Source organism: Vibrio sp. 2433-A1 (genome assembly GCF_056726085.1).
Genome location: NZ_JBRESC010000008.1, coordinates 1 through 24,330 on the forward strand (window position 1 = coordinate 1; position 24,330 = coordinate 24,330).

Annotated in this window: 26 protein-coding genes; 10 read left to right on the plus strand and 16 right to left on the minus strand. The window is 45.5% G+C overall.

Annotated elements, in window-relative coordinates:
- Positions 1 to 10 precede the first annotated feature (10 nt).
- Both ACU01J_RS09725 and aroG read right to left on the minus strand, forming a co-directional pair.
- The gene (locus ACU01J_RS09725; RefSeq protein ID WP_481084253.1) at positions 11 to 1,342 is read right to left on the minus strand and encodes an IS4 family transposase; all 1,332 of its coding nucleotides are present in this window, start codon (positions 1,340 to 1,342) and stop codon (positions 11 to 13) included.
- 152 nt (positions 1,343 to 1,494) lie between these two features.
- Complete coding sequence (aroG, locus tag ACU01J_RS09730) at positions 1,495 to 2,550, minus strand: 3-deoxy-7-phosphoheptulonate synthase AroG (RefSeq protein ID WP_481085518.1); 1,056 nt, start codon at positions 2,548 to 2,550, stop codon at positions 1,495 to 1,497.
- Between the two features lie 309 nt (positions 2,551 to 2,859).
- Between aroG and ACU01J_RS09735 the strand changes: the two genes are divergently transcribed.
- The 4 genes from ACU01J_RS09735 to ACU01J_RS09750 all read left to right on the plus strand — a co-directional run bounded on the left by ACU01J_RS09735 (position 2,860) and on the right by ACU01J_RS09750 (position 6,208).
- Positions 2,860 to 3,576 carry an amino acid ABC transporter ATP-binding protein gene (locus tag ACU01J_RS09735; RefSeq protein WP_481085519.1) on the plus strand — a complete coding sequence of 239 codons (717 nt, stop codon included), beginning with the start codon at positions 2,860 to 2,862 and terminating at the stop codon, positions 3,574 to 3,576.
- 3 nt (positions 3,577 to 3,579) lie between these two features.
- Positions 3,580 to 4,374, plus strand: coding sequence for an amino acid ABC transporter permease (locus ACU01J_RS09740; protein WP_481085520.1), 795 nt, complete (start codon positions 3,580 to 3,582; stop codon positions 4,372 to 4,374).
- 11 nt (positions 4,375 to 4,385) lie between these two features.
- Positions 4,386 to 5,225, plus strand: a complete 840-nt coding sequence (locus tag ACU01J_RS09745) for a transporter substrate-binding domain-containing protein (RefSeq protein WP_481085521.1) — start codon at positions 4,386 to 4,388, stop codon at positions 5,223 to 5,225.
- 71 nt (positions 5,226 to 5,296) lie between these two features.
- Entirely contained in the window at positions 5,297 to 6,208 is a 912-nt protein-coding gene (locus tag ACU01J_RS09750) for an amino acid ABC transporter permease (RefSeq protein WP_481085522.1), read from the plus strand.
- A 24-nt stretch (positions 6,209 to 6,232) separates the two neighbouring features.
- Here ACU01J_RS09750 and cyoE read toward each other — a convergent pair whose 3' ends face one another.
- The 4 genes from cyoE to ACU01J_RS09770 are packed head-to-tail and all read right to left on the minus strand — an operon-like array spanning position 6,233 to position 9,458.
- A complete protein-coding gene (gene cyoE / locus ACU01J_RS09755; RefSeq protein WP_481085523.1) occupies positions 6,233 to 7,129 on the minus strand; it encodes a heme o synthase in 897 nt (298 codons plus the stop codon).
- Positions 7,126 to 8,157 (minus strand): COX15/CtaA family protein, encoded by a 1,032-nt coding sequence (locus ACU01J_RS09760; RefSeq protein ID WP_481085524.1) that lies wholly within the window; start codon positions 8,155 to 8,157, stop codon positions 7,126 to 7,128. The genes cyoE and ACU01J_RS09760 overlap by 4 nt, the downstream gene beginning before the upstream one ends.
- 15 nt (positions 8,158 to 8,172) lie before the next feature.
- Entirely contained in the window at positions 8,173 to 8,721 is a 549-nt protein-coding gene (locus ACU01J_RS09765) for a hypothetical protein (RefSeq protein ID WP_481085687.1), read from the minus strand.
- Entirely contained in the window at positions 8,721 to 9,458 is a 738-nt protein-coding gene (locus tag ACU01J_RS09770) for an SURF1 family protein (RefSeq protein ID WP_481085525.1), read from the minus strand. Before ACU01J_RS09770 ends, ACU01J_RS09765 begins: the two co-directional genes overlap by 1 nt.
- On the opposite strand from ACU01J_RS09770, the gene ACU01J_RS09775 reads away from it, so the two are divergent.
- Positions 9,457 to 9,708, plus strand: a complete 252-nt coding sequence (locus ACU01J_RS09775) for a DUF2909 family protein (protein ID WP_481085526.1) — start codon at positions 9,457 to 9,459, stop codon at positions 9,706 to 9,708. The two genes, ACU01J_RS09770 and ACU01J_RS09775, sit on opposite strands and share 2 nt — an antisense overlap.
- A 16-nt stretch (positions 9,709 to 9,724) precedes the next feature.
- On the opposite strand, the gene ACU01J_RS09780 is transcribed toward ACU01J_RS09775, so the two are convergent.
- From ACU01J_RS09780 to coxB, 4 genes are read right to left on the minus strand one after another with little or no spacing between them, the layout of a single operon-like run.
- Positions 9,725 to 10,609: a cytochrome c oxidase subunit 3 gene (locus tag ACU01J_RS09780; protein WP_481085527.1), complete on the minus strand. Its 885-nt coding sequence runs from the start codon at positions 10,607 to 10,609 to the stop codon at positions 9,725 to 9,727.
- Positions 10,606 to 11,208, minus strand: coding sequence for a cytochrome c oxidase assembly protein (locus ACU01J_RS09785; protein ID WP_481085528.1), 603 nt, complete (start codon positions 11,206 to 11,208; stop codon positions 10,606 to 10,608). Before ACU01J_RS09785 ends, ACU01J_RS09780 begins: the two co-directional genes overlap by 4 nt.
- Positions 11,209 to 11,217: 9 nt before the next feature.
- On the minus strand, positions 11,218 to 12,882 hold the full coding sequence (gene ctaD, locus ACU01J_RS09790) for a cytochrome c oxidase subunit I (protein ID WP_481085529.1): 1,665 nt from the start codon (positions 12,880 to 12,882) through the stop codon (positions 11,218 to 11,220).
- On the minus strand, positions 12,879 to 14,003 hold the full coding sequence (gene coxB / locus ACU01J_RS09795) for a cytochrome c oxidase subunit II (RefSeq protein WP_481085688.1): 1,125 nt from the start codon (positions 14,001 to 14,003) through the stop codon (positions 12,879 to 12,881). The genes ctaD and coxB overlap by 4 nt, the downstream gene beginning before the upstream one ends.
- Positions 14,004 to 14,376: 373 nt before the next feature.
- Between coxB and ACU01J_RS09800 the strand changes: the two genes are divergently transcribed.
- Positions 14,377 to 16,083, plus strand: a complete 1,707-nt coding sequence (locus ACU01J_RS09800) for a phospho-sugar mutase (RefSeq protein WP_481085530.1) — start codon at positions 14,377 to 14,379, stop codon at positions 16,081 to 16,083.
- A 243-nt stretch (positions 16,084 to 16,326) separates the two neighbouring features.
- Positions 16,327 to 17,022 (plus strand): aquaporin Z, encoded by a 696-nt coding sequence (aqpZ, locus tag ACU01J_RS09805; RefSeq protein ID WP_481085531.1) that lies wholly within the window; start codon positions 16,327 to 16,329, stop codon positions 17,020 to 17,022.
- A 94-nt stretch (positions 17,023 to 17,116) separates the two neighbouring features.
- Here the strand turns inward: aqpZ and ACU01J_RS09810 are convergent, their stop codons facing one another.
- The 6 genes from ACU01J_RS09810 to ACU01J_RS09835 all read right to left on the minus strand — a co-directional run bounded on the left by ACU01J_RS09810 (position 17,117) and on the right by ACU01J_RS09835 (position 22,099).
- Complete coding sequence (locus ACU01J_RS09810; RefSeq protein WP_481085532.1) at positions 17,117 to 17,815, minus strand: DsbA family protein; 699 nt, start codon at positions 17,813 to 17,815, stop codon at positions 17,117 to 17,119.
- Between the two features lie 11 nt (positions 17,816 to 17,826).
- A complete protein-coding gene (locus ACU01J_RS09815; protein WP_481085533.1) occupies positions 17,827 to 18,327 on the minus strand; it encodes a protein disulfide oxidoreductase in 501 nt (166 codons plus the stop codon).
- On the minus strand, positions 18,327 to 20,435 hold the full coding sequence (locus tag ACU01J_RS09820) for a protein-disulfide reductase DsbD family protein (protein WP_481085534.1): 2,109 nt from the start codon (positions 20,433 to 20,435) through the stop codon (positions 18,327 to 18,329). Before ACU01J_RS09820 ends, ACU01J_RS09815 begins: the two co-directional genes overlap by 1 nt.
- A gap of 85 nt (positions 20,436 to 20,520) precedes the next feature.
- Positions 20,521 to 20,895 carry a hypothetical protein gene (locus ACU01J_RS09825; RefSeq protein ID WP_481085535.1) on the minus strand — a complete coding sequence of 125 codons (375 nt, stop codon included), beginning with the start codon at positions 20,893 to 20,895 and terminating at the stop codon, positions 20,521 to 20,523.
- A 72-nt stretch (positions 20,896 to 20,967) separates the two neighbouring features.
- Positions 20,968 to 21,387, minus strand: a complete 420-nt coding sequence (locus tag ACU01J_RS09830; RefSeq protein ID WP_481085536.1) for a GNAT family N-acetyltransferase — start codon at positions 21,385 to 21,387, stop codon at positions 20,968 to 20,970.
- Positions 21,388 to 21,466: 79 nt separating this feature from the next.
- Positions 21,467 to 22,099: a LysE family translocator gene (locus ACU01J_RS09835; RefSeq protein ID WP_481085537.1), complete on the minus strand. Its 633-nt coding sequence runs from the start codon at positions 22,097 to 22,099 to the stop codon at positions 21,467 to 21,469.
- 222 nt (positions 22,100 to 22,321) lie between these two features.
- Between ACU01J_RS09835 and ACU01J_RS09840 the strand changes: the two genes are divergently transcribed.
- From ACU01J_RS09840 to ACU01J_RS09850, 3 genes are all read left to right on the plus strand, one after another.
- On the plus strand, positions 22,322 to 23,146 hold the full coding sequence (locus ACU01J_RS09840; protein WP_481085538.1) for an AraC family transcriptional regulator: 825 nt from the start codon (positions 22,322 to 22,324) through the stop codon (positions 23,144 to 23,146).
- A gap of 90 nt (positions 23,147 to 23,236) precedes the next feature.
- Positions 23,237 to 23,956, plus strand: a complete 720-nt coding sequence (locus ACU01J_RS09845; RefSeq protein WP_481085539.1) for an AzlC family ABC transporter permease — start codon at positions 23,237 to 23,239, stop codon at positions 23,954 to 23,956.
- Complete coding sequence (locus ACU01J_RS09850; RefSeq protein ID WP_481085540.1) at positions 23,953 to 24,261, plus strand: AzlD domain-containing protein; 309 nt, start codon at positions 23,953 to 23,955, stop codon at positions 24,259 to 24,261. The genes ACU01J_RS09845 and ACU01J_RS09850 overlap by 4 nt, the downstream gene beginning before the upstream one ends.
- Positions 24,262 to 24,330 lie beyond the last annotated feature (69 nt).

The window sequence follows — 24,330 nt, forward strand, 5'->3', positions numbered from 1 at the left end:
GTAATGCCAGTCAGTTAAGCTGACTGGCATTTTTTCTATTTGTTGCGTACTTCTTGGGTTTCAACTTCACCCATCGAGGATAACTTCTATCTTCTCTTCGAGGCGGTAAGATAAACATGGATACATGCTCTAGTAATACCTCATAGTGTTTAGGGAGCTTTCCTGGGCTTGTTAAAGGCAACGCTGCAAAGTATTGCGTCACAGCCATAGCGCTACTCGTAAAGCTCAGTTGATTTGGCCAGACGCTATCTAACCTACTTGCCGCTTTTGTCATAACCTGCCTGATAAGGTTATAGGCGAGTAAAATACCCCAGAGCTCCTGCTTAACCATATCTGGACGCTTGCTTCGCAATGTATACTCACTGTCAAGTAAGGTCTGCTTCATTTCCCGATAGCCTAATTCGATTTCCCAGCGATAACGATAGAGCTCTACGATTTCTTCGCCAGGAAAACGTAACCCATCACGCATTGATGTAAGCACCTGATACTCCTTACCTTTAATGATTTTTGAGACTAACCTTGCTTCAACTACATCAGGAAGTTCACTAAACTTCTTTCTTGCCTGAGGTGTTGTTTTAATCGCAACGATTGCATCACTCTTGCTGTACCTATGAACGACTTCATACTGGAAGTCTTTTCTCACAGGGAGCATCCAATGCCTCTCTTGGCCGACTTTGTTCCATCGGTTAAGCAGTCCCAGAGAGTAATATCCTTTGTCAAAAATAGTCAGAGAATGGTCTGGCGTTTGTTCTATGAGTTCTTCTGCAAGCCGCATTTCGTTGGTTCGATAGTCAGAGAATGCACTATCGATGAGCTGATGACTTGTAAGCTCCATCAAGCAAACCATGCGTATCTTAGGGTAAATATTTTCAGATGACTGATTACGCTGTGCTTTAAACTCTTGATGATTTTCAGGTGTATCTGCCGTTCTCCAAACGACACCATCGACAGATAGAAGATTGAGTCCACACCAAGTTTCAAACTTAGAAGATTGATAACTCTGAGCCGCCATCGTCTTAAAGACTTGTTTAACACCTTCTTCGCCTAATCTCTGCCTCGCTTGGACAACAGCACTTGGCGCAACAAAGCGCTGTTTGTCTGGTAGGACAATATCAAGTTGGTTAGCGATATCCCAAACAGATTGTTGCCGAAAAAGACTCATTCCTACAACGGACCAAAGTACTGCTTCCAAGGGTAAGCGTCTTCTTCTCACTGTTGCTACACCAGCTTTTTCAAAACCTTGCTGGATAAGCTCTGGACTAAGGATCTCAGAGTATTTGTCAAAGTGATGGAAGGTATTGCATGAGCGAAAAGTATTCGCAAGTTGGCTTTCTAAAGACATGAAAAATCCGATATTAGTTTCCTAATATCGGATTTTGAAGCCTTTTGAGGATCGGTCAAATGATCTCAAAAATTTTTCTTAACTGATCGGCATTACTCCCGAAGGAGCTTTTAATTTTTATAACTAGGATTTGGATTTACTTAACAGCGCACTTATTTGTTGTTACGACGCTCAGCAACGGCATCAGCTAGCTGACGAAGTACTTTCTCTGTGTCATCCCAACCAATACATGCATCAGTGATAGACTGACCGTAGGTAAGTGTTTCACCTGCAACTAGGTCCTGACGACCTCCAACAAGGTGCGATTCAATCATAACACCGAAGATCGAGTCCTCACCACCTGAGATTTGACCAGCTACGTCCTCTGCAACAATCATCTGACGTTGGTATTGCTTTGAACTATTCGCGTGGCTAAAGTCAATCATCACCTTTTTTGGTAAGCCAGATGCTTCAAGTTCTTGCTTAATGGCACCAACATGATCTGCACTGTAGTTAGGCTCTTTACCACCGCGAAGGATGATATGGCAATCTGGGTTACCTGCAGTCTCAATAATAGCAGAGTGACCGTACTTAGTTACCGACAAGAAATGGTGTGAAGCGCCTGCAGATCGAATCGCGTCAGATGCAATCTTGATATTGCCGTCTGTACCATTTTTAAAACCTACTGGGCACGAAATACCCGATGCCAGCTCGCGGTGTACTTGCGATTCAGTCGTACGTGCGCCAATCGCACCCCAACTGATCAGATCCGCTACGTATTGAGGGGTAATCATATCAAGGAATTCGCTTGCCGTTGGCATGCCCATATCTGTCAGATCCAGCAGTAGCTTACGACCCATGCGAAGACCGTCGTTAATCTTAAACGTATCGTTTAGGTACGGGTCATTGATCAGACCTTTCCAACCAACGGTTGTACGCGGCTTTTCAAAGTAAACACGCATAACAACTTCAAGGCGGTCACCAAGCTCATCACGAAGAACTTTTAAGCGCTTACCATATTCAATCGCAGCTTCTGGATCATGGATTGAACACGGACCAATGATAACCAGCAAGCGGTCGTCATCACCCTTTAAAATATTTGAGATAGCTTCTCTTGAACGAAATGTTGTTGAAGAAGCAGATTCAGTTGCTGGAAACTTCTCTAAAACCGCAACTGGTGGTAATAATTCTTTTGATTTATTAATTCGTACATCATCAGTTTGAAACATCGCTTACTTCTTCCTATTTCTCTCGACTTGAGCGCTACACCGAAATGAGGTGGTGAAAAAACGCTCATGCATTATTGTTCCTGTTCTGTGTAACTTATCTAGCAAAAACTTAGCTTGCAAGCACTATTTTGAATAAAAGGCAACATTTCCCATATTTTTACGATTTACGCATTGTGTAAAAAAAACATTACACACGAGATAATTTAACTATTCTTAGTAGGATTTACGCACAATGCCAGCACGCAAGATGCAATATCTTGCTGATATTGCTAATGTATGCATATAACTAGAATCAAAATAAGATTGGGCATGAACGCCATTGAATTTAATAATGTCGACAAGTGGTTCGGCACATTCCAAGCGCTAAAAGGAATTAACCTAAGAGTATCGAAGGGAGAGATACTCGTAGTCTGTGGTCCATCAGGGTCTGGAAAATCCACTTTAATTCGTACAGTTAATCGGCTGGATTCAATCTCTAACGGCAGCATTTCCGTGCTTGGCAGTAGCGATTTTGCACCTAAGGCAGGCAAAGTGGGGATGGTTTTTCAACACTTTAATTTGTTCCCGCACCTCACTGTTATCGAGAATTTAACTCTCGCACCAATTCGCACTCTCAGATTATCTAAGGCGGAAGCAACCGAACGAGCGATGCACTTCCTTCGCCGCGTGAACATCGAAGAGCAGGCCAATAAGTACCCGATACAACTTTCAGGGGGCCAACAACAACGCGTCGCTATTGCACGTTCTCTGTGTATGCAGCCAGAGATTTTACTGTTTGATGAGCCGACCTCTGCCTTGGATCCAGAAACCATTCAAGAAGTCTTAGATGTTATGGTTGATTTGGCTAATGACGGCATCACTATGATGTGTGTTACTCACGAAATGGGATTTGCCCGCAAAGTGGCCGATAGAGTCATCTTTATGGATCAAGGAGAGATCCTCGAAATCAACTCACCACAACAATTGTTCTCTAACCCGAGCCACCCAAGAACTCAGCAGTTTCTGCAACAGATTTTGAGCCATTAAACCATGATGAACGTATTTAAGCCTGTTTTATCTGCGCTACTGCAAATCGCCCTGTTAGCGATTGGCATTGTGTGGCTGTTAGATTCCGGCGCAAAAAGCATGGGCTACCAGTGGCAATGGGAGCGTGTGCCAGATTACATCCTATTTTTTGAAGATGGCGAGTGGTGGCCGGCTGAACTGTTAGATGGCCTTATTGTGACTATTAAGATCTCGGCTTTAAGTCTCTGCTTTACGCTATTGATTGGCTTAACAACCGCCGCGCTCAAACTATCTGATTCGAGGGTCGGTAGAGGTATCGCGAACGTCTACGTGGAGCTAATTCGCAACACACCACTGCTAGTGCAAATTTATCTATTGTATTTCGTATTTGGGCCGGTGATTGGTCTTGACCGTTTTTCGACAGCTGTATTAGCCCTTTCTCTTTTCCAGGGCGCGTATACCGCTGAAATATTCCGTGGTGGTCTAAATAGTATTCCTAAAGGGCAATTTGAGGCAGCAAAGTCACTTGGACTCAACCCATTTTATACTTTCTATGATGTCATTCTCCCGCAGCTGTTACAACGAACTTTACCGCCGCTCACCAACGAAGTGGTGTCACTAATAAAAAACTCTTCAATAGTAAGTGTGATGGCCATTTTTGATTTAACCACTGAGGGACGTAACATCGTCTCAGAAACCGCGATGCCTTTTGAAATTTGGTTCACTGTGGCCGCTATTTATCTTTCTCTGACGCTGATGTTGTCAGGACTTTCTGCTTGGATGGAACATAAACTTGGCGCTAGTTGGCGCACACAATAAAGGAAATAACTATGCAAAACTTAGGAAGAGCTTTGTTAAAGGGTAAAGGTTTTAAAGCCGCTATTACCGCATTATTAGGCTTGGCGATCAGCTTACCGAGCATCGCCTCTGAAACCCCTAACCTCGATAAAATTAATGATCGTGGAACATTAAGAGTAGGAATGTCGACCTTCGTCCCTTGGGCAATGAGAGACAAGCAAGGTGACTTAATCGGCTTTGAGATTGATGTAGCGAAAAGGCTAGCAAAAGACTCCGGCTGGAAAGTAGAGTTTGTTCCAACCGCTTGGGACGGCATCATTCCAGCGCTACTGGCGCAAAAATTTGATGTGATCATCGGTGGTATGAGTATTACCCCTGAGCGCGCTAAGAGCGTACTATTTACAGCGCCTTACTCTCATTCAGGTGTTCAAATTGCTGCTAATAAAGAACTAGCGAATGGTTTCTCCGAATTTAGTGACTTTAACTCACGCCGTGTAAAGATTGCCGCTCGCCGAGGTGCTCATACTGTTCAAGTGGCTCGTGAAACTTTCCCGAAAGCAAAAATTCTTCAATTTGACGACGATGCACAAGCATTTCAAGAAGTGCTAAATGGCAACGCTCATGCGGTTATCGCCTCTAGCCCTAAGCCAGAACATGAAACAGTGAAAAACAGCGATAAACTGTTTATTCCTTTCACTGAACGCCTATCTCAAGGTAACGAAGCGTTTGCAGTACGCTTAGGCGAAACTGACAAAGAAGCCTTCTTCAACGCTTGGATCCAAGCCCGTACCGACGATGGCTGGTTGAAAGAGCGCTACGAATACTGGTTCTCTACCCTTGATTGGCAAAATCAAATCGCCTCTGGTCAATAATTGCGGTCGCCCTACCCAGTAAAATGGGTAGGGCCATGCTGCTAAGAAATCACGCTAGGAAATCACTCAACGTGTCAAAAGCTAAATTACTCCCTCATCCAACATCAAATGAATCAAAACGCACACTCAATAAACTCGATGCTGTGCTCATTCTGATTCTGTTAGCCGTGGCATATTGGTTATATGGTCGGTCTGACGTGGGAGTAAACTACAACTGGCGCTGGCAAGACGCGCTGACATTAATTTTTACACCTCGCTCTGATGGCTCACTGCCATACTTTATCCAAGGGTTAATTTCGACACTACGCATCAGCATTTGGGGGATGTTACTCGCGTTAAGCTTGGGGACTGCGCTCGGAGTTGCAAGGCAATCGGACATCGCCATTTTGCGCCTTCCAGCCAATGCATTCATCCAGCTCATTCGTAATATACCGCCGCTGGTATTTGTGTTTATTTTCTACTTTTTCATCTCGAACCAACTAATCCCTTTGCTTGGCCTCAACGATTTACTGCGCAATCACAATGGTGAAATTAACGGTATTCAAAGCGTTCTTTTTGGTCCAGCCAACCTATGGGAAAATCTACTCTCAGGGATCTTATGTGTCGGGTTACTTTCTTCTGCCTATGTGGCAGAAGTGGTACGCTCTGGTTTAACGAGCATCCCGAAAGGCCAGTGGGAAGCGGCAGACTCGTTAGGTTTATCCACTTGGGTGAAATACCGTTATGTTATTGCTCCTCAAGTATTGGCGGCAATCACTCCGGCCCTCGCAGGACAAGCGATATCACTAATAAAAGACACCTCAATTGTGTCACTGATTTCGATTCAAGAAATGACGTTTGTTGGCACAGAAATGGCAAACTCGTCTGGGTTAATTTTCGAAATCTGGCTCATCGTCGGGCTCGCGTATCTAATCCTATGCCTAATACTCTCTTTTATCTTTAAACGCATTGAAAAACGTAGCCTTAAGCACCTACAACGATAAGATGCTTAAGCTGGTAAGAGCTGGCTACATAATGTAGTGATCGATCAACAAAGCCACAAAAAGCAACATCAAATGGTAGATGGAGAAGACAAATGTCTTAATCGCTCGACTCTCGTCATTGGTGTACTTCAGTTTCCATGCATGCCAGACAAACAACGAACATAGTGCTGTCGAGGCAGTAAGATAGAAGATCCCAGTCATTCCAACCAAAGCAGGCAACAGGCATATTAGGTACAACAGGATCGTATAGAGCAAAATCGATGTTTTGGTGTATTCAACACCATGCGTCACAGGCAACATCGGAATGTCGGCTTTGGCGTAATCATCTTTACGGTGAATTGCCAACGCCCAAAAATGTGGTGGCGTCCAAATGAAGATGATCATCACCAACAACCAAGCATGAGCATGCAGTTCACCTGTCACAGCAGTCCAGCCCAATAACGGCGGCATCGCCCCCGCAATCCCCGCTATGACAATATTTTGCGGCGTTGCTCGTTTTAAGTAGAGCGTGTAAACCACGGCGTAGCCCAGTAAGCTCGCGAACGTGAGCCAAGCAGTTAAAGCATTGACGCCAGCATAGAGTATAACGAACCCAACCACCCCGATAGCTAAAGCAAAAGCAAACACATGGCTTGATTTGATCTCACCGGAAGGCAGTGGACGCTTGTAAGTACGCGCCATAATCGCATCGATTCTTTGGTCAATCAGGTGATTGAACGCAGCCGCTGAACCTGCCATCAAACCAATCCCTAGCAAGCCAAGAACGGTACCTTGAATCGGCACTGCTCCCGGAACCGCTAAACACATACCAACCAGCGCGGTAAGCAACATCAAGGCGACCACTTTCGGCTTCGTCAGTGATAAATAGCTTCGCCATAAGGCTTTGTGGGGGATAGAAGTAACACTTATCGATTTGCTCATGAGTATTCTCCTTGTTGTTCCACAGATCGTGTCGAGTACACATTAGAGAGTTGCCAGATTAGGTAGTTTGCCCTCAACACTGAAAGTAGCAACATCGCAGCACCTAGGTTATGCGCCACAGCAATGGCCAGCGGTAAGCTCAATACCACGTTACCAACGCCTAGTGCGATTTGTAACGTTAACAGCGCTAAGATGATTTGACCGTTACGACGAACAACATTGCTCCCATATCGAATCAACTGTATCGCCAGTGCCACAGTGAAAAGTGTCACCACCACGGCCCAAATACGGTGGGTAACATGAATGGTCATCCTCGCCCCATAATCGAGTGTGCCAAATTCATAGCTCTCTTTTTCAGGTTGAATCAAATCGAAAGCATGTTTGAAATCTAAGTGGGACACCCAATCGCCCTGACAAATCGGTAACGTGGTACACATCAGCGCTGCATAGTTAGATGATGTCCAACCACCTAAGGCCACTTGACCAATAACCACAAGGGCCGTCATTATCGCGAGTGGTTTAATCCGTCCCAAATTCTGTAAGGTGTAATTTTTTGAATCTTGATTCGACTTAACTGACCAGTAAGCAAGCGCTAACAAACTGAATAAGGTAAAACCACCCAGTAAATGCCCCATCACCACCAAGGGCATCAGTTTCATGGTGACTGTCCACATTCCAAGTAACGCCTGAAAAACCACCACAACTGAAAGCGACGTCGCCAGTATCGTTGAAAGCATCCGAGTGCGAATCCCAACTAAGGTGATGACAAAAACGACAAGCCCGAGGGTGCCAGCAAAGTAGCGGTGAATCATCTCAAGCCAAGCTTTGTCTGCTTCGACTATCAAGGCGGGATAAAGTGTCTTGGCTAGAGCAATCTCATGTTGCTCACTCGGTACGGTAAGTTGTCCGTAACAACCGGGCCAGTCAGGACAACCCAACCCGGCATCAGCAAGTCTTGTGTATGCTCCAAGCATCACCACAACAAAGGTGAGGAACAGGCTAAAACGAATAAGATTAATCAGTTTCATACCTAAACTCCTCCCTTACCCAACACGCGATAGTTTTAAAAGCTTACGTAGATCTGCCAGTAAGCCCTTGCTCTGAGGAACCAACTCCGATTGCGAATCAACTTTTGGGTAACGCATCACCAACTGCCCTAAAGGATCGACAATCACAAATTCAAACTGACCGACAACTTGGGCAAACTCTTGATTGACTTCCAGTCTCTGGTAGCTGCCTTGAGGTATCTCAATCGAATCGCTATTTGGGGTAATGAGAAGCACAGGTTGAACACGTTGCTGATACTTGCCTAACGCAATGTGGCTTTGCCCAAGCAGATAAATTTGCTGCTCACAAAACTCATCACATTTTTCAGGAATAACGTAGCCCAGTTGCCACTGCTGTTGCTGATAAGGATTAGTTAACCCGAAAGAGTCGAGTGTCGAGTGTGGCTCAATTAGCTCACCTTTATTGGTCACTCCAGAGTTATACCAATGCTGGCTAAGGACTGTTTTCGCCATAATAGCTGGTAGCGCGAACATCACGACAAGACTGATGAAAATGATGCGGCCACGATAGACTGGGTTATTAATCATCTTTGCGCTCCTTGCTTAAACAAGCGAATCAAAATAATGCTACTTAGCAGTAATAGGGCAGCAGCCATTGAGAACCATTGCACCGCATATCCATGGTGTTTTTCCGACTTCATCGCAACAGGTTGCCAAGGTTGCGGGTAAGGCCAGTTGTCGGCTTGCGGCTGTACAACATATCTTGCTAGTTCGATACCCCAACTCTTCTCTAGCTCGGCATAGTTTAGGTTCTGAATCCGACTTGGGACGCCCGGCTCTAGGTACAAATCCTGACTAAGTGGATTCGGCGACTTTCGATATAAACGCCCTTGCACCTTCATTGGTTTCACCAACCAATCCACCTCTGGTAATTGAGTTCTTAACCTAGGGGCGTGAATGAAACCTCTTTCCAGCAATACCCATTCACCACCCTCAGCTTTGACCAGTTGCAAGGCGATATAACCGACCTCACCTTGATAGTTCTGATTATCGAGTAACAAATATCTATCTTTCACTGGCAGCGCTTGAAACTCGACTTTTACGCCAGTTGGTATCGCTAGCTGATCTGCCGATATTTGCCCTAGCGAAATCCATTTTTGCGAATTCCTTTGACTAACCTGCTGTTCTATTAATCTTTTTTCTTCAGCTCTCGAAAGCTGCCACAACCCCAAGTTGACCAATATTGAAAAGGCAACCACAGTTAAAAGAACAACAACCCAAACACGTCTGGTATTGAGCTGAGCAAAAAAGGAGCTCCTCATGGTATTCATTTTTAAACTGGTATTAGTGCTGCTACTGCTTTTCATCCTAATCAACCTTGGCCGAGCAATGTTTGAAATGGTCAAAGGCCCCAACTCAAACGATGAAGAAGAGTCCGACGACTCACTAGAAGATGACAAACCAATGAGTTTCTATTTAGGTCGTCGCGTATTTCTTTCAGCCCTCGCTGTCGTACTAATGGTTGTTGCTCTACTTTCTGGTTTTATCGAACCGAATGTCCGGCCATATTAAGCGGCTTACCCTAACGTTAAATCACATAAACAAAGACGAATAAACACAGCCATACCACATCAACGAAGTGCCAGTACCAGCTCCCCGCTTGAAAAGCGAAGTGGTCTTTGGGCGTAAAGTGGTCTTTAGCGACCCTAGCCAGCAAGACAATCAAAATAGTCGTACCCAAAAATACGTGCATGCCATGGAAACCCGTCAATAAAAAGAAGGTGTTGCCATAAACGCCTGATTGCAATGTCAGCCCTAAATCTTGATAAGCATGAGCGTACTCAACTCCTTGGTAATACAAGAAGAAACACGCGAGAACAATGGTGATTTCCAACCAGACGATGAGCGCCATTCGCTTGTTCTTTTCTAGGCTAACGTGGGCAAAGTGCAGTGTGACTGACGACGCCAATAGTAACAGCGTATTGATCAGCGGAATTCCCTTCCAAGACATTGCCGTGGTCGTATCGCCTCCGGGAGTCAACGTCAGCGGCCACAATGCTTCAAAAGCTGGCCATAACACCTCATGCGTCATTTCATTATTACCAGCGCCTCCTAGCCAAGGCACCGAAATGATTCGCGCGTAAAATAAGGCACCAAAGAATGCACCAAAGAACATAATCTCGGAGAAGATAAACCAACTCATTCCTTGGCGAAATGAACGTGATATCTGAGCCGAATATTTACCACTCATCGATTCGGTAATCACGTTACTAAACCAACCTGCGAACATATACAGCAAGAACAGAAAGCCTGATAACAAAATCAGCTTACCGAAGACGCTCCCATCGCCTCCTTCTGCCATGTTTTGTACCGTCAGTCCGGCACCGACCGCGATAAGGAATAAAGATATCGCGCCAACAATTGGCCAACTACTTTGAGCGGGAACGTAATAAGGCTGATGTTTAGAACTCATTGTGTTGCTCCTTGCATCACTTCACTTGCAATTGCTGGTGAAGTGTTCGCTATCTCTTGCGGGGCTGTCTTATCGGTAATGTCGTAAAGGGTATAAGACAGCGTTAGCGTATGAATGGATTCGGGAATATCAGGTTCGATATAAAAAATCAGAGGCATTTCAGCATTTGTCTTCGCTTGCAACGGTTGTTGGTTGAAGCAAAAACATTCGATTTTATTAAAATAGCTCGCCCCCAAACCGGGTGAAACCGATGGCACAGCTTGGCCAACAATCTCTTGGCTGGAAAGGTTTTTCGCCAAGTAAGCCGTCTGGATCACTTGGCCTGGATGAACGTCCATTGAAGTTTGTGCTGGCGTGAATGACCAAGGAATGCCTTGATTATTGTGGGCCATGAATTCAACTCGAATCAGCCGAGAGGTATCAGGCACCATACCTTGCGGTTGCAGAACCGACTCACTGTTGGTCTTACCATTAATGCCAAGCGCATCGCACATCACATCGTAAAGAGGCACAAGGGCGAAACCAAAACCAAACATCGCTAGCACCGCAACGCACAGTTTTAAGGTCAATTTATGATTTGATTTCGCTTGTCCATCCATGGTCGCCACCTAGTCCACTTTTGGTGGCGTAGAGAAAGTATGATGAGGAGCTGGACTCGGCACTGTCCACTCTAAACCTTCTGCTCGTTCCCAAGGTTTAGCAGACACTTTTTCACCGCCCTTGATGCACTTGATGACCAGCCATAAGAAGATCAGCTGTGACAATCCAAAGGCAAAACCACCTATCGAGACAATCTGGTTCACATCGGCAAACTGAATCGCATAATCGGGTATTCGTCTTGGCATACCCGCCAGTCCTAAGAAATGCATTGGGAAAAACAACACATTGACTGAAATCACCGAGCACCAAAAGTGCCACAGGCTGAGTTTGTGGTCATACATATTTCCGGTCCATTTCGGTAGCCAGTAATACGCCGCCGCCATAATCGAGAACACTGCCCCCGACACCAATACATAGTGGAAATGCGCCACAACAAAATAGGTATCATGGTATTGGAAATCAGCCGGAACAATCGCCAACATCAAGCCAGAGAAACCACCAATGGTGAACAAAATGATAAAGGCGATGGCAAACAACATCGGCGTTTCAAACGTCATCGCCCCGCGCCACATAGTCGCTACCCAGTTAAACACTTTAACCCCAGTGGGCACGGCGATAAGCATGGTGCAATACATAAAGAAGAGTTCAGCAAACACTGGCATCCCAGTGGTGAACATATGGTGAGCCCAGACTAAAAATGACAGCAATGCGATACTACAGGTCGCGTAGACCATCGAGTGATAGCCGAAGAGCTTTTTGCCACTAAATGCTGGGATAATCGCTGAAATTATTCCAAATGATGGCAAAATCATAATGTACACTTCCGGGTGACCAAAAAACCAGAAGATATGCTGGAACATCACCGGATCACCGCCACCCGCCGCATCGAAGAATGAAGTTCCAAAGTATTTGTCAGTTAACACCATGGTGACGGCCCCGGCGAGTACCGGCATCACGGCAATGAGTAAGAAAGCGGTAATAAGCCATGTCCAAACAAACATTGGCATTTTGAACCAAGTCATACCCGGTGCGCGCATATTAACGATGGTCACGATCACGTTGATTGCGCCCATGATCGAGCTGATCCCCATGATATGCACTGAGAAAACAAACAAGGCGGTACTGTCAGGTCCATAGGTAGTAGAAAGCGGTGCGTAAAAAGTCCAACCGAAATCGGGGCCGCCACCTTCGGTAAATAACGAAGCCAGTAAAATGGCAAAAGCAAACGGCAGAATCCAGAAGCTAAGGTTGTTCATCCGCGGCAACGCCATATCTGGCGCACCAATCATCATTGGGATCATCCAGTTGGCTAGCCCAGTAAAGGCAGGCATCACCGCACCAAACACCATGATCAAGCCATGAACCGTGGTCATCTGGTTAAAAAACTGCGGCTCCACCAACTGCAAACCGGGCTGGAATAGTTCCGCGCGAATGATCATTGCCATCGCTCCACCAGTTAAGAACATGATGAAGCTAAACCATAGGTAAAGCGTCCCAATATCTTTATGGTTAGTGGAATAGAGCCAGCGCGTTATCCCTTTTGGCGGCTCATGGTGATCATGCTCATCCACATCAGCTGCAATTGAGCTGTTGGCGCGAGCAATATCAGCGTCGGTGACAGGTGCTGATTTGGTTTTATCTTCAACTACAGAATCAGGTTTGGACGTTTTCATTGCCCCTCCTTAGACGCCTTAAATTGGTTCACATCCGATGCTTGAACCATATCTCCGACACTATTTCCTAGACCGTTACGTTGGTAAGTCACTACCGCAGCAATCTCTTTTTCCGTCAATTGGTTTGCGAAGGCTTGCATCGCGGTTCCTGCTCGTCCATTCACTACAATATCGATATGGCCGTCGACACTGCCTGTCGCGACGCTACTTCCTTTAATGGCAGGAAACGCCCCTGGAATCCCCGCGCCACTCACTTGGTGACAAACGGCACATCGATCGACATAAACTTTCTCTCCTATTGCCATCAATTCATCCATCGACAACGAAGCAGTCAAAGATGCGGCGGCCTCTTGCTTGGCTTGTTCTAACTCGGCTTTCTTCGCCAATAGCCATTCGTCATATTCGCTTTCTTCCATAGCGTGAACCACTATCGGCATAAAGCCATGAGCACGGCCACACAGTTCAGCACATTGACCTCTATACACGCCTGGCTTATCAATACGTGTCCAAGCTTCATTGATAAATCCAGGGATCGTATCTTTCTTAACTGCGAAATCTGGCACCCACCATGAGTGGATAACATCATCAGACGTCATCAAGAAACGCACTTTTCGATTGATTGGCAACACGAGTGGGTTATCCACTTCGAGTAGGTAATGTGCGCCTTTTTCTTCAATACCGTCGATGGCTTTTTGGCTGGTCGCAAGTAGACTAAAGAATTCCACATCCTCGCCGAAGTAACTGTAGTGCCACTTCCATTGAGAGCCAGTGATTTTGACCGTCAGATCAGATTGGGAGGTATCTTCCATCGCCACCAAGGTTTTGGTCGCAGGTATGGCCATCAAGACTAAGATAATGATCGGGATGACAGTCCAGATGACTTCGACTTTGGTGCTTTCATGGAAATGAGCAGCGACCGCACCTTTCGATTTACGGTGGTGGTACATGGAATAGAACATCGCACCAAATACGATGACCGCAATGACGCAACAAATGTAAAAGATCAGCATATGAAGGTCATAGACCTTTTCGCTGATGTCGGTCACACCTTGCGTCATGTTGTAGGCGCTCTCTTCTGCAGCAACAGAAGCGGTAAAACCAACCAACAAGATACTACTCAATCGCCACAGTGAAACGGGTGAACTTTTCAAAAGACTTCTCCTATGCCAGAGTCATCAACCGTGATGCTAGTACTCATTCCCGCTCGGAGTGCCTAAATACGCAAGAAAGTACCAATCAGCCTTTGGACTTATTTATTTCCTTTCAAACAGCAAATTTAATGTAATTTGTTATATTTATGTTAATAAAAGCTAGTTGGCGTTTTTCAATTGTGCAAGAAAGTCCAATTAGAAATGACAACTCTCCTAAGCAAGTAAGTTTTAGCGATTGCGCTCTCGCAAATGATAATCAATATCAATTAAAATCTAACAACTTTGTGTAATTAACATAGACTTAAGTTAAAGCTGACTTGAGGCATGAAAAGGTAAGAACATCATGATAGACATAGTGACCAACTGGTTAGAAAAAGATCCCGACCCGCATACAAGAGAAGAACTACAACACCTTATTGATGAAAAAGCATTTACTGAACTTGAAGATAGATTCAGCCAACGACTTGAGTTCGGTACTGCTGGGCTACGAGGAAAAGTCGGCTGTGGCCCAAACAGAATGAACCGATTGGTAATCCAAGAAACCGCGACAGGGCTTGGTCACTACCTGATTAAGCAAGTGAGTAACGCTCAATCACGTGGCGTTGTGATTGGCTATGATGGCCGTACTGATTCAAAACAATTTGCTCATGATACCGCCTCGGTTCTTACTGCACTGGGTATCAAAGTATATTTAACTCACGCCGTAGCAGCGACACCGATCGTGGCATTTGGCGTTACCCACTTGAATGCGGCAGCAGCTGTTGTGGTGACAGCGAGCCACAACCCACCAGAATATAATGGCTTTAAGGTTTATTGGGAAAACGGTGCACAAATTATTCCGCCGCATGATTCGGGCATTGCCGCCGAGATCGATACCGCGGCGACCAAGCCTATCCCTTTAATGGCACTGGATGACGCGGAAAAACACGACCTACTTGTTTGGCTCAAAGAGGACTATTACCAAACTTATCGCCAAACAATGAATAGCAACACTCTGCTTACCAACCACACTCAACCAGAGTCGATTGGGATCGCCTACACAGCAATGCATGGAGTTGGGGCTGACATGGCTGAAACCCTGCTTGCTGATGCGGGCTTTACTCTAGTGTATAGCGTCAAAGAGCAAAGAGAGCCTGATGGCACCTTCCCAACCGTTAACTTCCCTAACCCAGAAGAATCCGGCGCAATGGATATGGTGATGGCACTCGCCAAGCAATACGGTGCAGAGCTAGCATGCGCGAACGATCCCGACGCAGACCGTTTTGCTGTCGCAGTCCGTAAACCAGATGGCGACTATCAAATGCTCACTGGAGACCAAGTGGGCTCACTGTTTGGCCATTACTTATTATCGAAATCTGATGCAGCTAAGTCACTGGTTGGTAATACCATTGTTTCATCCACTCTGCTTAAGAAAATTGCGCAATCCCATGGCGCTGAGTACTACCAAACTTTGACCGGCTTTAAATGGCTGACCAACATTGCGATGCAAAAGCAAACTGGGGATCGCGCGTTCTTATTCGCTTATGAGGAAGCGCTTGGTTATACCGTTGGGAGTAAAGTTTGGGACAAAGATGGTTTGTCTGCCCTAGTCGCGTTTGCGCAGTTGACCGCAGAGCTAAAGAGCCAAGGTAAAACCATTTGGGATCAGCTCAAAGCACTCTATCGCCAGCATGGTATGTATCTTAATGCTCAACGTAGTATTGCTCTAGATCCTAAAGCACCGCCTGTAGGCGACAAGCTTCGTGCCGATCCTCCAAGTATGATTGCAGGCAGTAAAGTAGTGGTCACCGAAGATCTTAAATCACTCACTCGTCAGTTCTCTGATGGCCGCAGTGAAAGCATCGACTTACCTGCTAGTGATGTATTGATCTACCATCTCTCTTGTGGCGCTCGCGTTATTGTTCGACCTTCAGGGACTGAGCCTAAGCTTAAATGCTATTACGAAGTCATTGAGTCTTTCGATGAATCAGACAGTTTTGAACATGTTCAAGATAAAGCGTCTGAGTCAATGGGAATGCTGATTTCTGAACATCAACATAGCTTGATCTAGCCCTTCACCAAGGAATGCCCCTGCTACTAGGGGCATTCAGCCAAATCCTACATTTACCCGCTCAATAAATGTAATGCTTATCCAAAATAGTCAGTTTATTGCTGTATATATGACCAATAAATGAGACCTTACAAGAAAATAACAATCAAGCGACACAGAATTCATAAGAGTGAACTTAACTGATCAAGCATTGCTGATAACTATCAGTCTTTTATTGTTTTTTCTTTTTGTTTAGGAACGATTATGAACAAATATATCGCCGAGTGTTTCGGCACATTTTGGCTGGTTCTCGGTGGCTGTGGTAGCGCTGTACTGGCTGCTGCATTTCCAGATGTTGGTATTGGCCTGCTAGGCGTTTCTTTCGCATTCGGTTTAACCGTTCTAACGATGGCTTACGCGATTGGCCATATTTCTGGCTGTCACTTAAACCCAGCAGTTAGTATCGGTCTATGGGCAGGCGGTCGCTTTGAAGCGAAGGAGCTAGCGCCTTACATCATCGCTCAAGTACTTGGTGGCGTAATCGCAGGCGGCGTTCTTTACGTGATTGCTAGCGGTCAAATGGGCTTTGACGTAGCGGCTTCAGGCTTTGCGTCAAATGGTTACGGCGAACATTCACCAGGCCAATACTCTTTGACCGCAGCGTTGGTGACTGAGGTTGTAATGACAATGGCATTCTTAGTAATCATCTTAGGTGCAACAGATAAGCGTGCGCCGCAAGGTTTTGCTCCTATTGCTATCGGCCTAGGTCTAACGCTTATTCACCTAATCAGTATTCCGGTAACCAATACTTCTGTAAACCCAGCACGTAGTACGGGTGTAGCGGTATTTGTCGGTGATTGGGCAGTATCTCAACTGTGGCTATTCTGGGTAGCGCCAATTATTGGTGCTCTGCTTGGCGCGGTTGTTTATAAAGCAATGGCGGGTTCTGCTGAAGATTAATCACAAATAAGTCTTTATAAAACAATAAATCCCTACTTATTTTAGTAGGGATTTATTGTTCCGTTACTGAGTAACCAACGGCAACTTCATATGATTACAGCTCTTCTTTCAGTATTTCTTCCAACTGTGGGTAAGGTAAATAACCCGGAATAACTTGCTCGCCATAGATTAAGGCTGGCGTACCACGAAGACCTAAAGCATTAAACATTGTGTAGTTGTTCTCAAGTTGCTTTTTAACCTCATCACTAACGTTTAGCTGATCGGTTGTTCCGGTTTTTTGCGCAATTTTCATCAGTGATGTCATATTGTGTACGCCCGGCTTGGCAATCAATAAATCATTAACTTGCTCAAACTTGTCTCGATTATTTTTCCAAACATTAAGCGCATAAGCCGATGAGCTAAGTGAATCAGTCCCTTCTTTCAGCGGAACATAGAGGTTAATCACTTTGATGTTAGGGTGGTTCTCAACCAGCTTTTCTAGTTCGGCATCTAGCTTCTTACAATATGGGCAACTAAAGTCAGTGACATTAATCAACGTAAAGTCACCATTCTCAGCGCCCATATAAGTATGACTAGGGTCGTTAAGATACTTGTCACTGCTTTCCAATAGCTGACTAAACTGCTGTTGCTGTTTGATATACATACCTAGGCTCTCGTGCAATGCATCCACCACCTGAGGGTTGCCTTCTAACATCTCGACTATTTCAGCAATCTTTTTGTCTTGTGGAGCCGCAAACGCCGGCAGAGCAATAAGCGAGCTGATAGCTAAGGCTAACGTAAGTTGTTTTAACATGAATTCTTTTCCTATTGATTTAACCAAAGACGAGCCAACAATCCAGGCGGAGTCGTAATGCCTGTAGTAACGGATTGGATTGTTCCATCTTTGACTATGAATATGGTTGGCGTGACAGTGATACCCCACTGCCTAAAACGCGATGAGTCTTCGTCATTGATATTGGTAAATTGATATCCCTTTGCGGTCTTGAAAGCGTCTGCCCTAGCGGTCGAACCGGAAGCTCCTGATACCGCTACTACGGGGTAATATTGGCCAACCCAGTCCACGGTTGGACTAACAAAGCGACAAACCGAACACCACGTTGCCCAAAAATAGACAACCACGGGTGATTCGTAACTCATCTCGATCACATCGACCATTTCCCCGTTTTGGTCATAACCGACAAGATCGGGCGTTTTATCCATAGGCACATTTTGACTGCGATAAATATCAACCGCAGTGGTAATAGCTATAGCTAGCAACAAATAGAGCGAGAGTTCTTTTGCCCAGCGCAATGCTTTAGTTTTCATTAGCTCCCCTCTCCACTTGCGCTTTTCAACGCAGACATCACCGCATCCGATGTTAAAATGACAGGCAGTGGAATGCCTTCCGGAGCGTTAGGTCCATAGACAATGTTAAATGGCACTCCAAAACGACCATTGGCTCTTAGGTAGTCAGTGACTTTACCATCTGGATGCGTCCAATCCCCTTCGATCGTCACCACATTTGAGTGCTGTAGTGCGCTGTATACTGGGTCTTGTAAAATCACACCAATCTTGTTGGCTTTACAGGTCACACACCAATCCGCCGTCACGTTGACGAACACGGTCTTGCCTTGCGCGACAGAGTTTTCGATAGCTTCATTCGACAAAGGCTTCCACGGTAGATCGTCAGGGAGTGGTGTTGACCAATGATCAGTGGTGACACTACCCAGGATCAATCCACCAGCTAAAAGCCCCAAAGAAACCGAACCAGAAATAGCCAGCGCTTTATTGCCGTAGACCTGTTTGATTCGCGCCAAGATCCATACGAATGCCATGGCCACAATCATCACTATCCAGAAGATAGGCAAGTGATTAGCAAGAAGATAAACCAACCAGCCACTGGTAATTAGCATCATTACACCAAACAGCAACTTGACCTTGTTCATCCACACACCTGGCTTAGGCAGGTAAGAAGCCAGGCCTGGGAACAGCGCAACCACAATCCAAGGCAGTGCCATGCCGATTGCTAGCGCAGTAAAAATTGCCACCATATCTAACGCGCTAGCCGCTAAAGCGAAAGCAACCGCTGTACCTAAGAAAGGAGCCGAACATGGCGTCGCCAATAGCGTTGCAAACATACCTTGTAGGTAGTGACCACCGTAAGAGTTATCACCTTTTGACGCGAGCCAAGTGTTGGTACCAGAAGAGAGTCGAATCTCAAACAAGCCAAGCATATTCGCGCCAAACAACGCAGTGACCATCACCATAAAGCCGATGAACCATGGGCTTTGGAATTGAATACCCCAACCAATCGCACTGCCGGTTAGTTTTAAGATCAATAGGAACGCAGCCAGTAGCCAGAACGAAGTTAAAATGCCCGCGGACGAGGCTAAGAACTGCAAACGAATCTTACGACGCTCCAGACCTTGCGCGGCAATGACTCCGCTGAGCTTCATACCTAATACCGGTAGTACACAAGGCATCACGTTAAGGATTAGACCGCCAAGCACTGCAAATCCGATCATTTCGATAAGGCTGAGGTCGGCCGAAACATTAGAAATGACACCGATAGAGACTGGCGCAGTCTGTTCAGCGATAAAGTCCGTATCTTTAATCGTAATGTTGATCGACTGTTCGGTCAGATCGATATCGCCCAGCCAAGTCGATACTTCGAAAATAGCGGTCAGCGTATCACCTTCAACATCTATCGTTTTGAGCTTATAGCTGTAGTCGCTGATCGCCTCTTCACTACTATCAATGATCACATCTGGCTTTTGCCAACCTAATGATTTGGTCAACGTCACTTCAAGCTGATTGGTGCGTTTATCCCACTTCGCTTTTTGATCACTAATCAGCGGTGATGGTTTAGGTACCATGCTAATCGCTTGAGCATGGATATACATCGCCTGTTCAGAAACGGTTAACTCATTGGGTGTAAATGACAGTGAAAGCGGATAGTCAGTCAACACGCAAATCGTGGTGCACGATGACAGCGTCAACTTGGCATCAATCAATACTGGTTGATTTAAGTCGTCGACATGCAGCGTCATTGGGATAACGACATCGCCTTTGTAGCCAAGGGTGTTAATACCCAACAGGCTATAATGCTCTGGGTGAGGCCAATGCCAATCAACGTTGTTAAGATTAGTGGATTTATCCCAATTAATACTTGGGGCAATGCCGCCCTCTCCCGGAGATCGCCAGTAGGTCTTCCAGTCTCCTGAAAGGTCGACTTCTAAAAAGCCTTCAACGGTTTTATCGGCAGGGTTCATTTGCCCGGTTAAAACAAACCGTGTTTTCACCGGTGGATGATTAGGGTTGGTTAGCCAGCCCGTTTCCGTCTGAGCGAAAGACGCCACAGAAAACAGTAGTGCACTCATCAGCAGCAACATGCGCTGAGCGGCACGAAGTAAAGAATTCGTTCGATTATTCATTTATGTGTCCAATTACATCACCCAAAGCGGGTGAAAAAATAACAGATAGAGCAGTGCCCTAACAAAAAGTTAGTTGGAACTATCGTTATTCTCTAAACACACAAAAAGTTAAATGTAGCCGTCGCCGAGGGACAATCGGCTCGGTAAATTGAGGTGTGGCGCTTCGCGTTAAGACAAACCATGCGACGACAATTAGAACAACAACAAACATAGAGATGACGACATGCTCTAGGTTCACTTGTGCGCTGCTCAACAGCTTTTCAGTCAAATCGCATTGTTCACCAATATCAGAAGGAGATTTAGAGATATGGGCGAGGTCAGCAAGCGCGGAATATTTAAACTCGCATACGGATTGCCAGCCTGCATTTTGCGACAAACAGATAGCAAAAACCCATCCGATAAGCATCAGAGTGATTTTCGCCGATTTAGTCGTAGCAAAGTGTTTGAGCAAAGTAATCAATCGCCAGTTAATAATGCCTGCGGATTATGACAAGCTAATAAGAAACATTGTTAGTGTATTGCAAGAATCGCATTACACAATTTTCTTTTGTAAGAAAACCTTATCGATATCTGATGTCGGAAAGTTGGTGTATCGACCCACTTCGACAAAACCAAGCTTCTTATAAAAATCAGGAGCTTGGAAGCTGTAAGTATCAAGATAAAGATCCGTTACGCCGAATTTGACCGCTTCTTTTTCTAATCGTTCCATAAGCATGGAGCCGATACCCGCATGACGCTTGCGATCATCAACCCAAAGAAACTCAACAAACAAGGTATTGGTAAATATCTCACCGGTTAATCCACCGACAAAATCCCCTGCTTCATCTTCGATATAGCAAGCAAGGCTCGTCACATCTTCATCTGGAAAATGCTTTAAGTTGAATGCTTTAAGCCCATTGTAGATGACATCTTTAATGTTCTTTGGCGGGTTGAGGGTAAACTGCACATTCATAATTACTTCCTTTACTTCCTATCCTTTAGACACAAAAAAACCAGCGAACGCTGGCTCAATTTAACTGTATCAGGCTGAGTTAGCTCGCAAATGAGCTTAGCATCCAAAGGGCTAGAACGACAAATACCGCCCCCATAAATTTATGCTGATAAGTTCGAAACTTTGCGTTTTCTAACAAAGGTTTACCTAATGTTCCAACTAACGCAACCAATAAGAAGTTGAACAGTAAACCTAACACATTAAGCAACAAGCCTAGCGCCAGCATCTGCTCACCCGAGCTGGCAGCAATATTACTCGATACAAACTGAGGCAAGAACATGACAAAGAATACCAGTGCTTTTGGGTTCAGTAGATTACTCACCAAGGCGCGCTGATAAAAGGTTGTGGCAACTTTGCTGCTTCCGTCCATTTCAGGCGCATCGGCGGCACTTGCACGTAAACAGTCCCAACCCATCTTCAACAGGTATGCACCACCAAGTAAGTGCAGAGCTTTTAGCGCAACAGGGCTCATGGCGATAAGAGCAGAGACTCCTAATGCAGCAAGTAAGGTTAAGATGATGCCCGACGTTGCGTTACCTAAACTAGCAAAAATACCTACTTTACGACCGTAGCTCATACTTGAGCTAGCAATCAATAACATATCAGGCCCCGGCAGTAAAAGGAGCGCGATGACTGCGGTGAGGTAGACCGGCAGCACAGAAAAATCAATCATCGTTATAATTTCACAGAAACAGGAAGGGGCAGGATTTTAGTTCAACAAAACATTAAAATCCATGATAAACAGTAAAAACAACATCACTAAATCGGTATATAAATCGATACGCATAATTAAAATCACTTCAGTCACATTGAGCAATTTTGTACAAAAATAACGGTTCGCTTTAAGCTAAACTGAACAGTCCACCGAGTAATGTGAAAAGCGCAAGGAGAGCTCATGACAAATCACGGTAAGAAAGAGTCAGCCAGCTTTCAGTTAGCCAATGAGCTAGGTGGGCTTGAATTGCTTGATGCCAAATACACGAATCAGAACTTTTCTCGTCATAGTCACGAAGGCTATACCATTGGGGTAATCGAAAAAGGGGCTCAGCGCTTTTATCGAACCGGTGGGAACCACATTGCTCCGCAAGATAGCATCATTCTGGTTAATGCCGACGAAGTGCATAATGGACAGACGGCAACTGAAGGGGGCTGGGAATACAAAGCCATGTACCCTTTACCCGAGCAGTTTGAAAAAATAACTGAAGGGCTTACCCCAGGGTCATCTATCCCTTACTTTCCGGAACCTGTTGTCTATGATCCAGAACTTGCCCAGCAGCTTCGACTGGTGTTCGATACGCTTGCGCAATCTGACAATAAATTACTCAGAGAGACCTTAATCTACGGCACGCTCGTCAAACTTGTTTCTCGCCACAGTAAAACCAAGCTTGATTGGCAGCCAAAGACTCACAGTCAAAAGCAGTTGCTATTGGTTAAGGATTTTATTGATGACTTCCCTCAAGCGGATGTCAGTCTAGATGACCTGTCAAAGCTCGCAGGGCTAAGCCCGTATTATCTCACTCGAAGCTTTCAGCAAGCCTTTGGGTTGCCTCCTCACGCTTATCAGATCCAAGCGAGGTTAAGAGTCGCCAAACAGCTCCTTCGCAAAGGATTAACGATTTCAGATGTCGCGCAAGAATGTGGATTTCATGATCAAAGCCATTTTCATCGACACTTCAAGCGCGCTATGGGGGTAACCCCTAAACAGTTCATCGGCACCTAAACATCGATAGTGGCTGGGCAATAATGTACAAGCCCACAAACGATTTCCGTGAGTAAATATCCTGACCACTCACTAACTCTGAAGATAATTATGAGCACCATGACTATTGAATCCAATCTATCCTTAAGCCGCTCACAGCTCTTCTGGCAAGGTACGCTCGCGATGGTGCCGTTAAGTGTCGCAGTCATTCCTTGGGGATTACTGGCGGGTTCTTTTGCCATTGAGTCAGGGCTAACCATTGTCGAGAGCCAAGCACTATCGGCGATTCTCTTCGCTGGCTCAGCACAATTAGTCGCCACAGGAATGTTCAAAGCGGGCGCATCGCTTGCCACCATGTTGCTTGCGATACTGTTTATTACTTCACGTCATCTACTTTATAGCGTTTCTATGCGAGATCGCATCGCCCCCTTACCGTTAAAATGGCGATTAGGACTGGGCTTTCTTCTGACAGACGAACTATTTGCCATATGCGGCCAGCAACCAGAAAAACAGTTTAATCGTTGGTATGCATTAGGCGCCGGGTTGAGCTTTTATCTGTGTTGGAACATGGCGACCTTTGCCGGGATCGTTGCCGGCAGTTACATCCCTGCCCTCAATGAACTAGGGCTTGAGTTTGCAGTTGCAGCGACCTTTATTGCCATTGTCGTACCGAATGTAAAAACCTCTCCCACCCTGATTGCAGTCGCTGTTTCATTGGTTACATCGGTATTTTGTTTCGCTCAGGGGATTGAATCAGGATTAATGATAGCAAGTGTCGCTGGCATGTTGGCTGGCTACTGCGCTGAACAGTTAAAAGGAGAGCAGTCATGATCATGTGGTCGATTCTTGCCATGACAGTGTTGGTCTTTTTAAGCCGTTACCTGTTTCTTGAACCCAAGCTGCCTTTACGCTTAAATCCAGCTGCTCAAAGATTGCTGGCATACTCGAGCCCAGCCGTACTGACGGCTATTTGGGCACCCATCGTATTTATGCCAGAAAAAGAGCTATGGCTGGCACCATCAAACCCCTATCTTATTGGCGCGATCGCGGCTGCGCTGCTGGCTTGGAAAACCCAGAACGTTCTGCTCACTACAATTGTCAGCATGGTACTCTTTTTATGCTTAAAACTGCTCTAGCCAAAGAGTGCGGCCAATAAAAAAAGTATCGCGGCCAACACTGCGATACTTTTAATCAACAAACCAAGA

Coding starts and splice junctions, on each gene's coding strand:
- ctaD (WP_481085529.1), bottom strand. CDS start 12,882: ATGAAAACGTCCAAACCTGATTCTGTAGTTGAAGATAAAACCAAATCA.
- ACU01J_RS09760 (WP_481085524.1), bottom strand. CDS start 8,157: ATGAAACTGATTAATCTTATTCGTTTTAGCCTGTTCCTCACCTTTGTT.
- ACU01J_RS09785 (WP_481085528.1), bottom strand. CDS start 11,208: ATGGATGGACAAGCGAAATCAAATCATAAATTGACCTTAAAACTGTGC.
- ACU01J_RS09840 (WP_481085538.1), top strand. CDS start 22,322: ATGACAAATCACGGTAAGAAAGAGTCAGCCAGCTTTCAGTTAGCCAAT.
- ACU01J_RS09845 (WP_481085539.1), top strand. CDS start 23,237: ATGAGCACCATGACTATTGAATCCAATCTATCCTTAAGCCGCTCACAG.
- ACU01J_RS09725 (WP_481084253.1), bottom strand. CDS start 1,342: ATGTCTTTAGAAAGCCAACTTGCGAATACTTTTCGCTCATGCAATACC.
- ACU01J_RS09780 (WP_481085527.1), bottom strand. CDS start 10,609: ATGAGTTCTAAACATCAGCCTTATTACGTTCCCGCTCAAAGTAGTTGG.
- ACU01J_RS09820 (WP_481085534.1), bottom strand. CDS start 20,435: ATGAATAATCGAACGAATTCTTTACTTCGTGCCGCTCAGCGCATGTTG.
- aroG (WP_481085518.1), bottom strand. CDS start 2,550: ATGTTTCAAACTGATGATGTACGAATTAATAAATCAAAAGAATTATTA.
- ACU01J_RS09735 (WP_481085519.1), top strand. CDS start 2,860: ATGAACGCCATTGAATTTAATAATGTCGACAAGTGGTTCGGCACATTC.
- ACU01J_RS09850 (WP_481085540.1), top strand. CDS start 23,953: ATGATCATGTGGTCGATTCTTGCCATGACAGTGTTGGTCTTTTTAAGC.
- ACU01J_RS09830 (WP_481085536.1), bottom strand. CDS start 21,387: ATGAATGTGCAGTTTACCCTCAACCCGCCAAAGAACATTAAAGATGTC.
- ACU01J_RS09815 (WP_481085533.1), bottom strand. CDS start 18,327: ATGAAAACTAAAGCATTGCGCTGGGCAAAAGAACTCTCGCTCTATTTG.
- ACU01J_RS09745 (WP_481085521.1), top strand. CDS start 4,386: ATGCAAAACTTAGGAAGAGCTTTGTTAAAGGGTAAAGGTTTTAAAGCC.
- ACU01J_RS09740 (WP_481085520.1), top strand. CDS start 3,580: ATGATGAACGTATTTAAGCCTGTTTTATCTGCGCTACTGCAAATCGCC.
- cyoE (WP_481085523.1), bottom strand. CDS start 7,129: ATGAGCAAATCGATAAGTGTTACTTCTATCCCCCACAAAGCCTTATGG.
- ACU01J_RS09775 (WP_481085526.1), top strand. CDS start 9,457: ATGGTATTCATTTTTAAACTGGTATTAGTGCTGCTACTGCTTTTCATC.
- ACU01J_RS09835 (WP_481085537.1), bottom strand. CDS start 22,099: ATGATTGATTTTTCTGTGCTGCCGGTCTACCTCACCGCAGTCATCGCG.
- aqpZ (WP_481085531.1), top strand. CDS start 16,327: ATGAACAAATATATCGCCGAGTGTTTCGGCACATTTTGGCTGGTTCTC.
- ACU01J_RS09810 (WP_481085532.1), bottom strand. CDS start 17,815: ATGTTAAAACAACTTACGTTAGCCTTAGCTATCAGCTCGCTTATTGCT.
- ACU01J_RS09800 (WP_481085530.1), top strand. CDS start 14,377: ATGATAGACATAGTGACCAACTGGTTAGAAAAAGATCCCGACCCGCAT.
- ACU01J_RS09770 (WP_481085525.1), bottom strand. CDS start 9,458: ATGAGGAGCTCCTTTTTTGCTCAGCTCAATACCAGACGTGTTTGGGTT.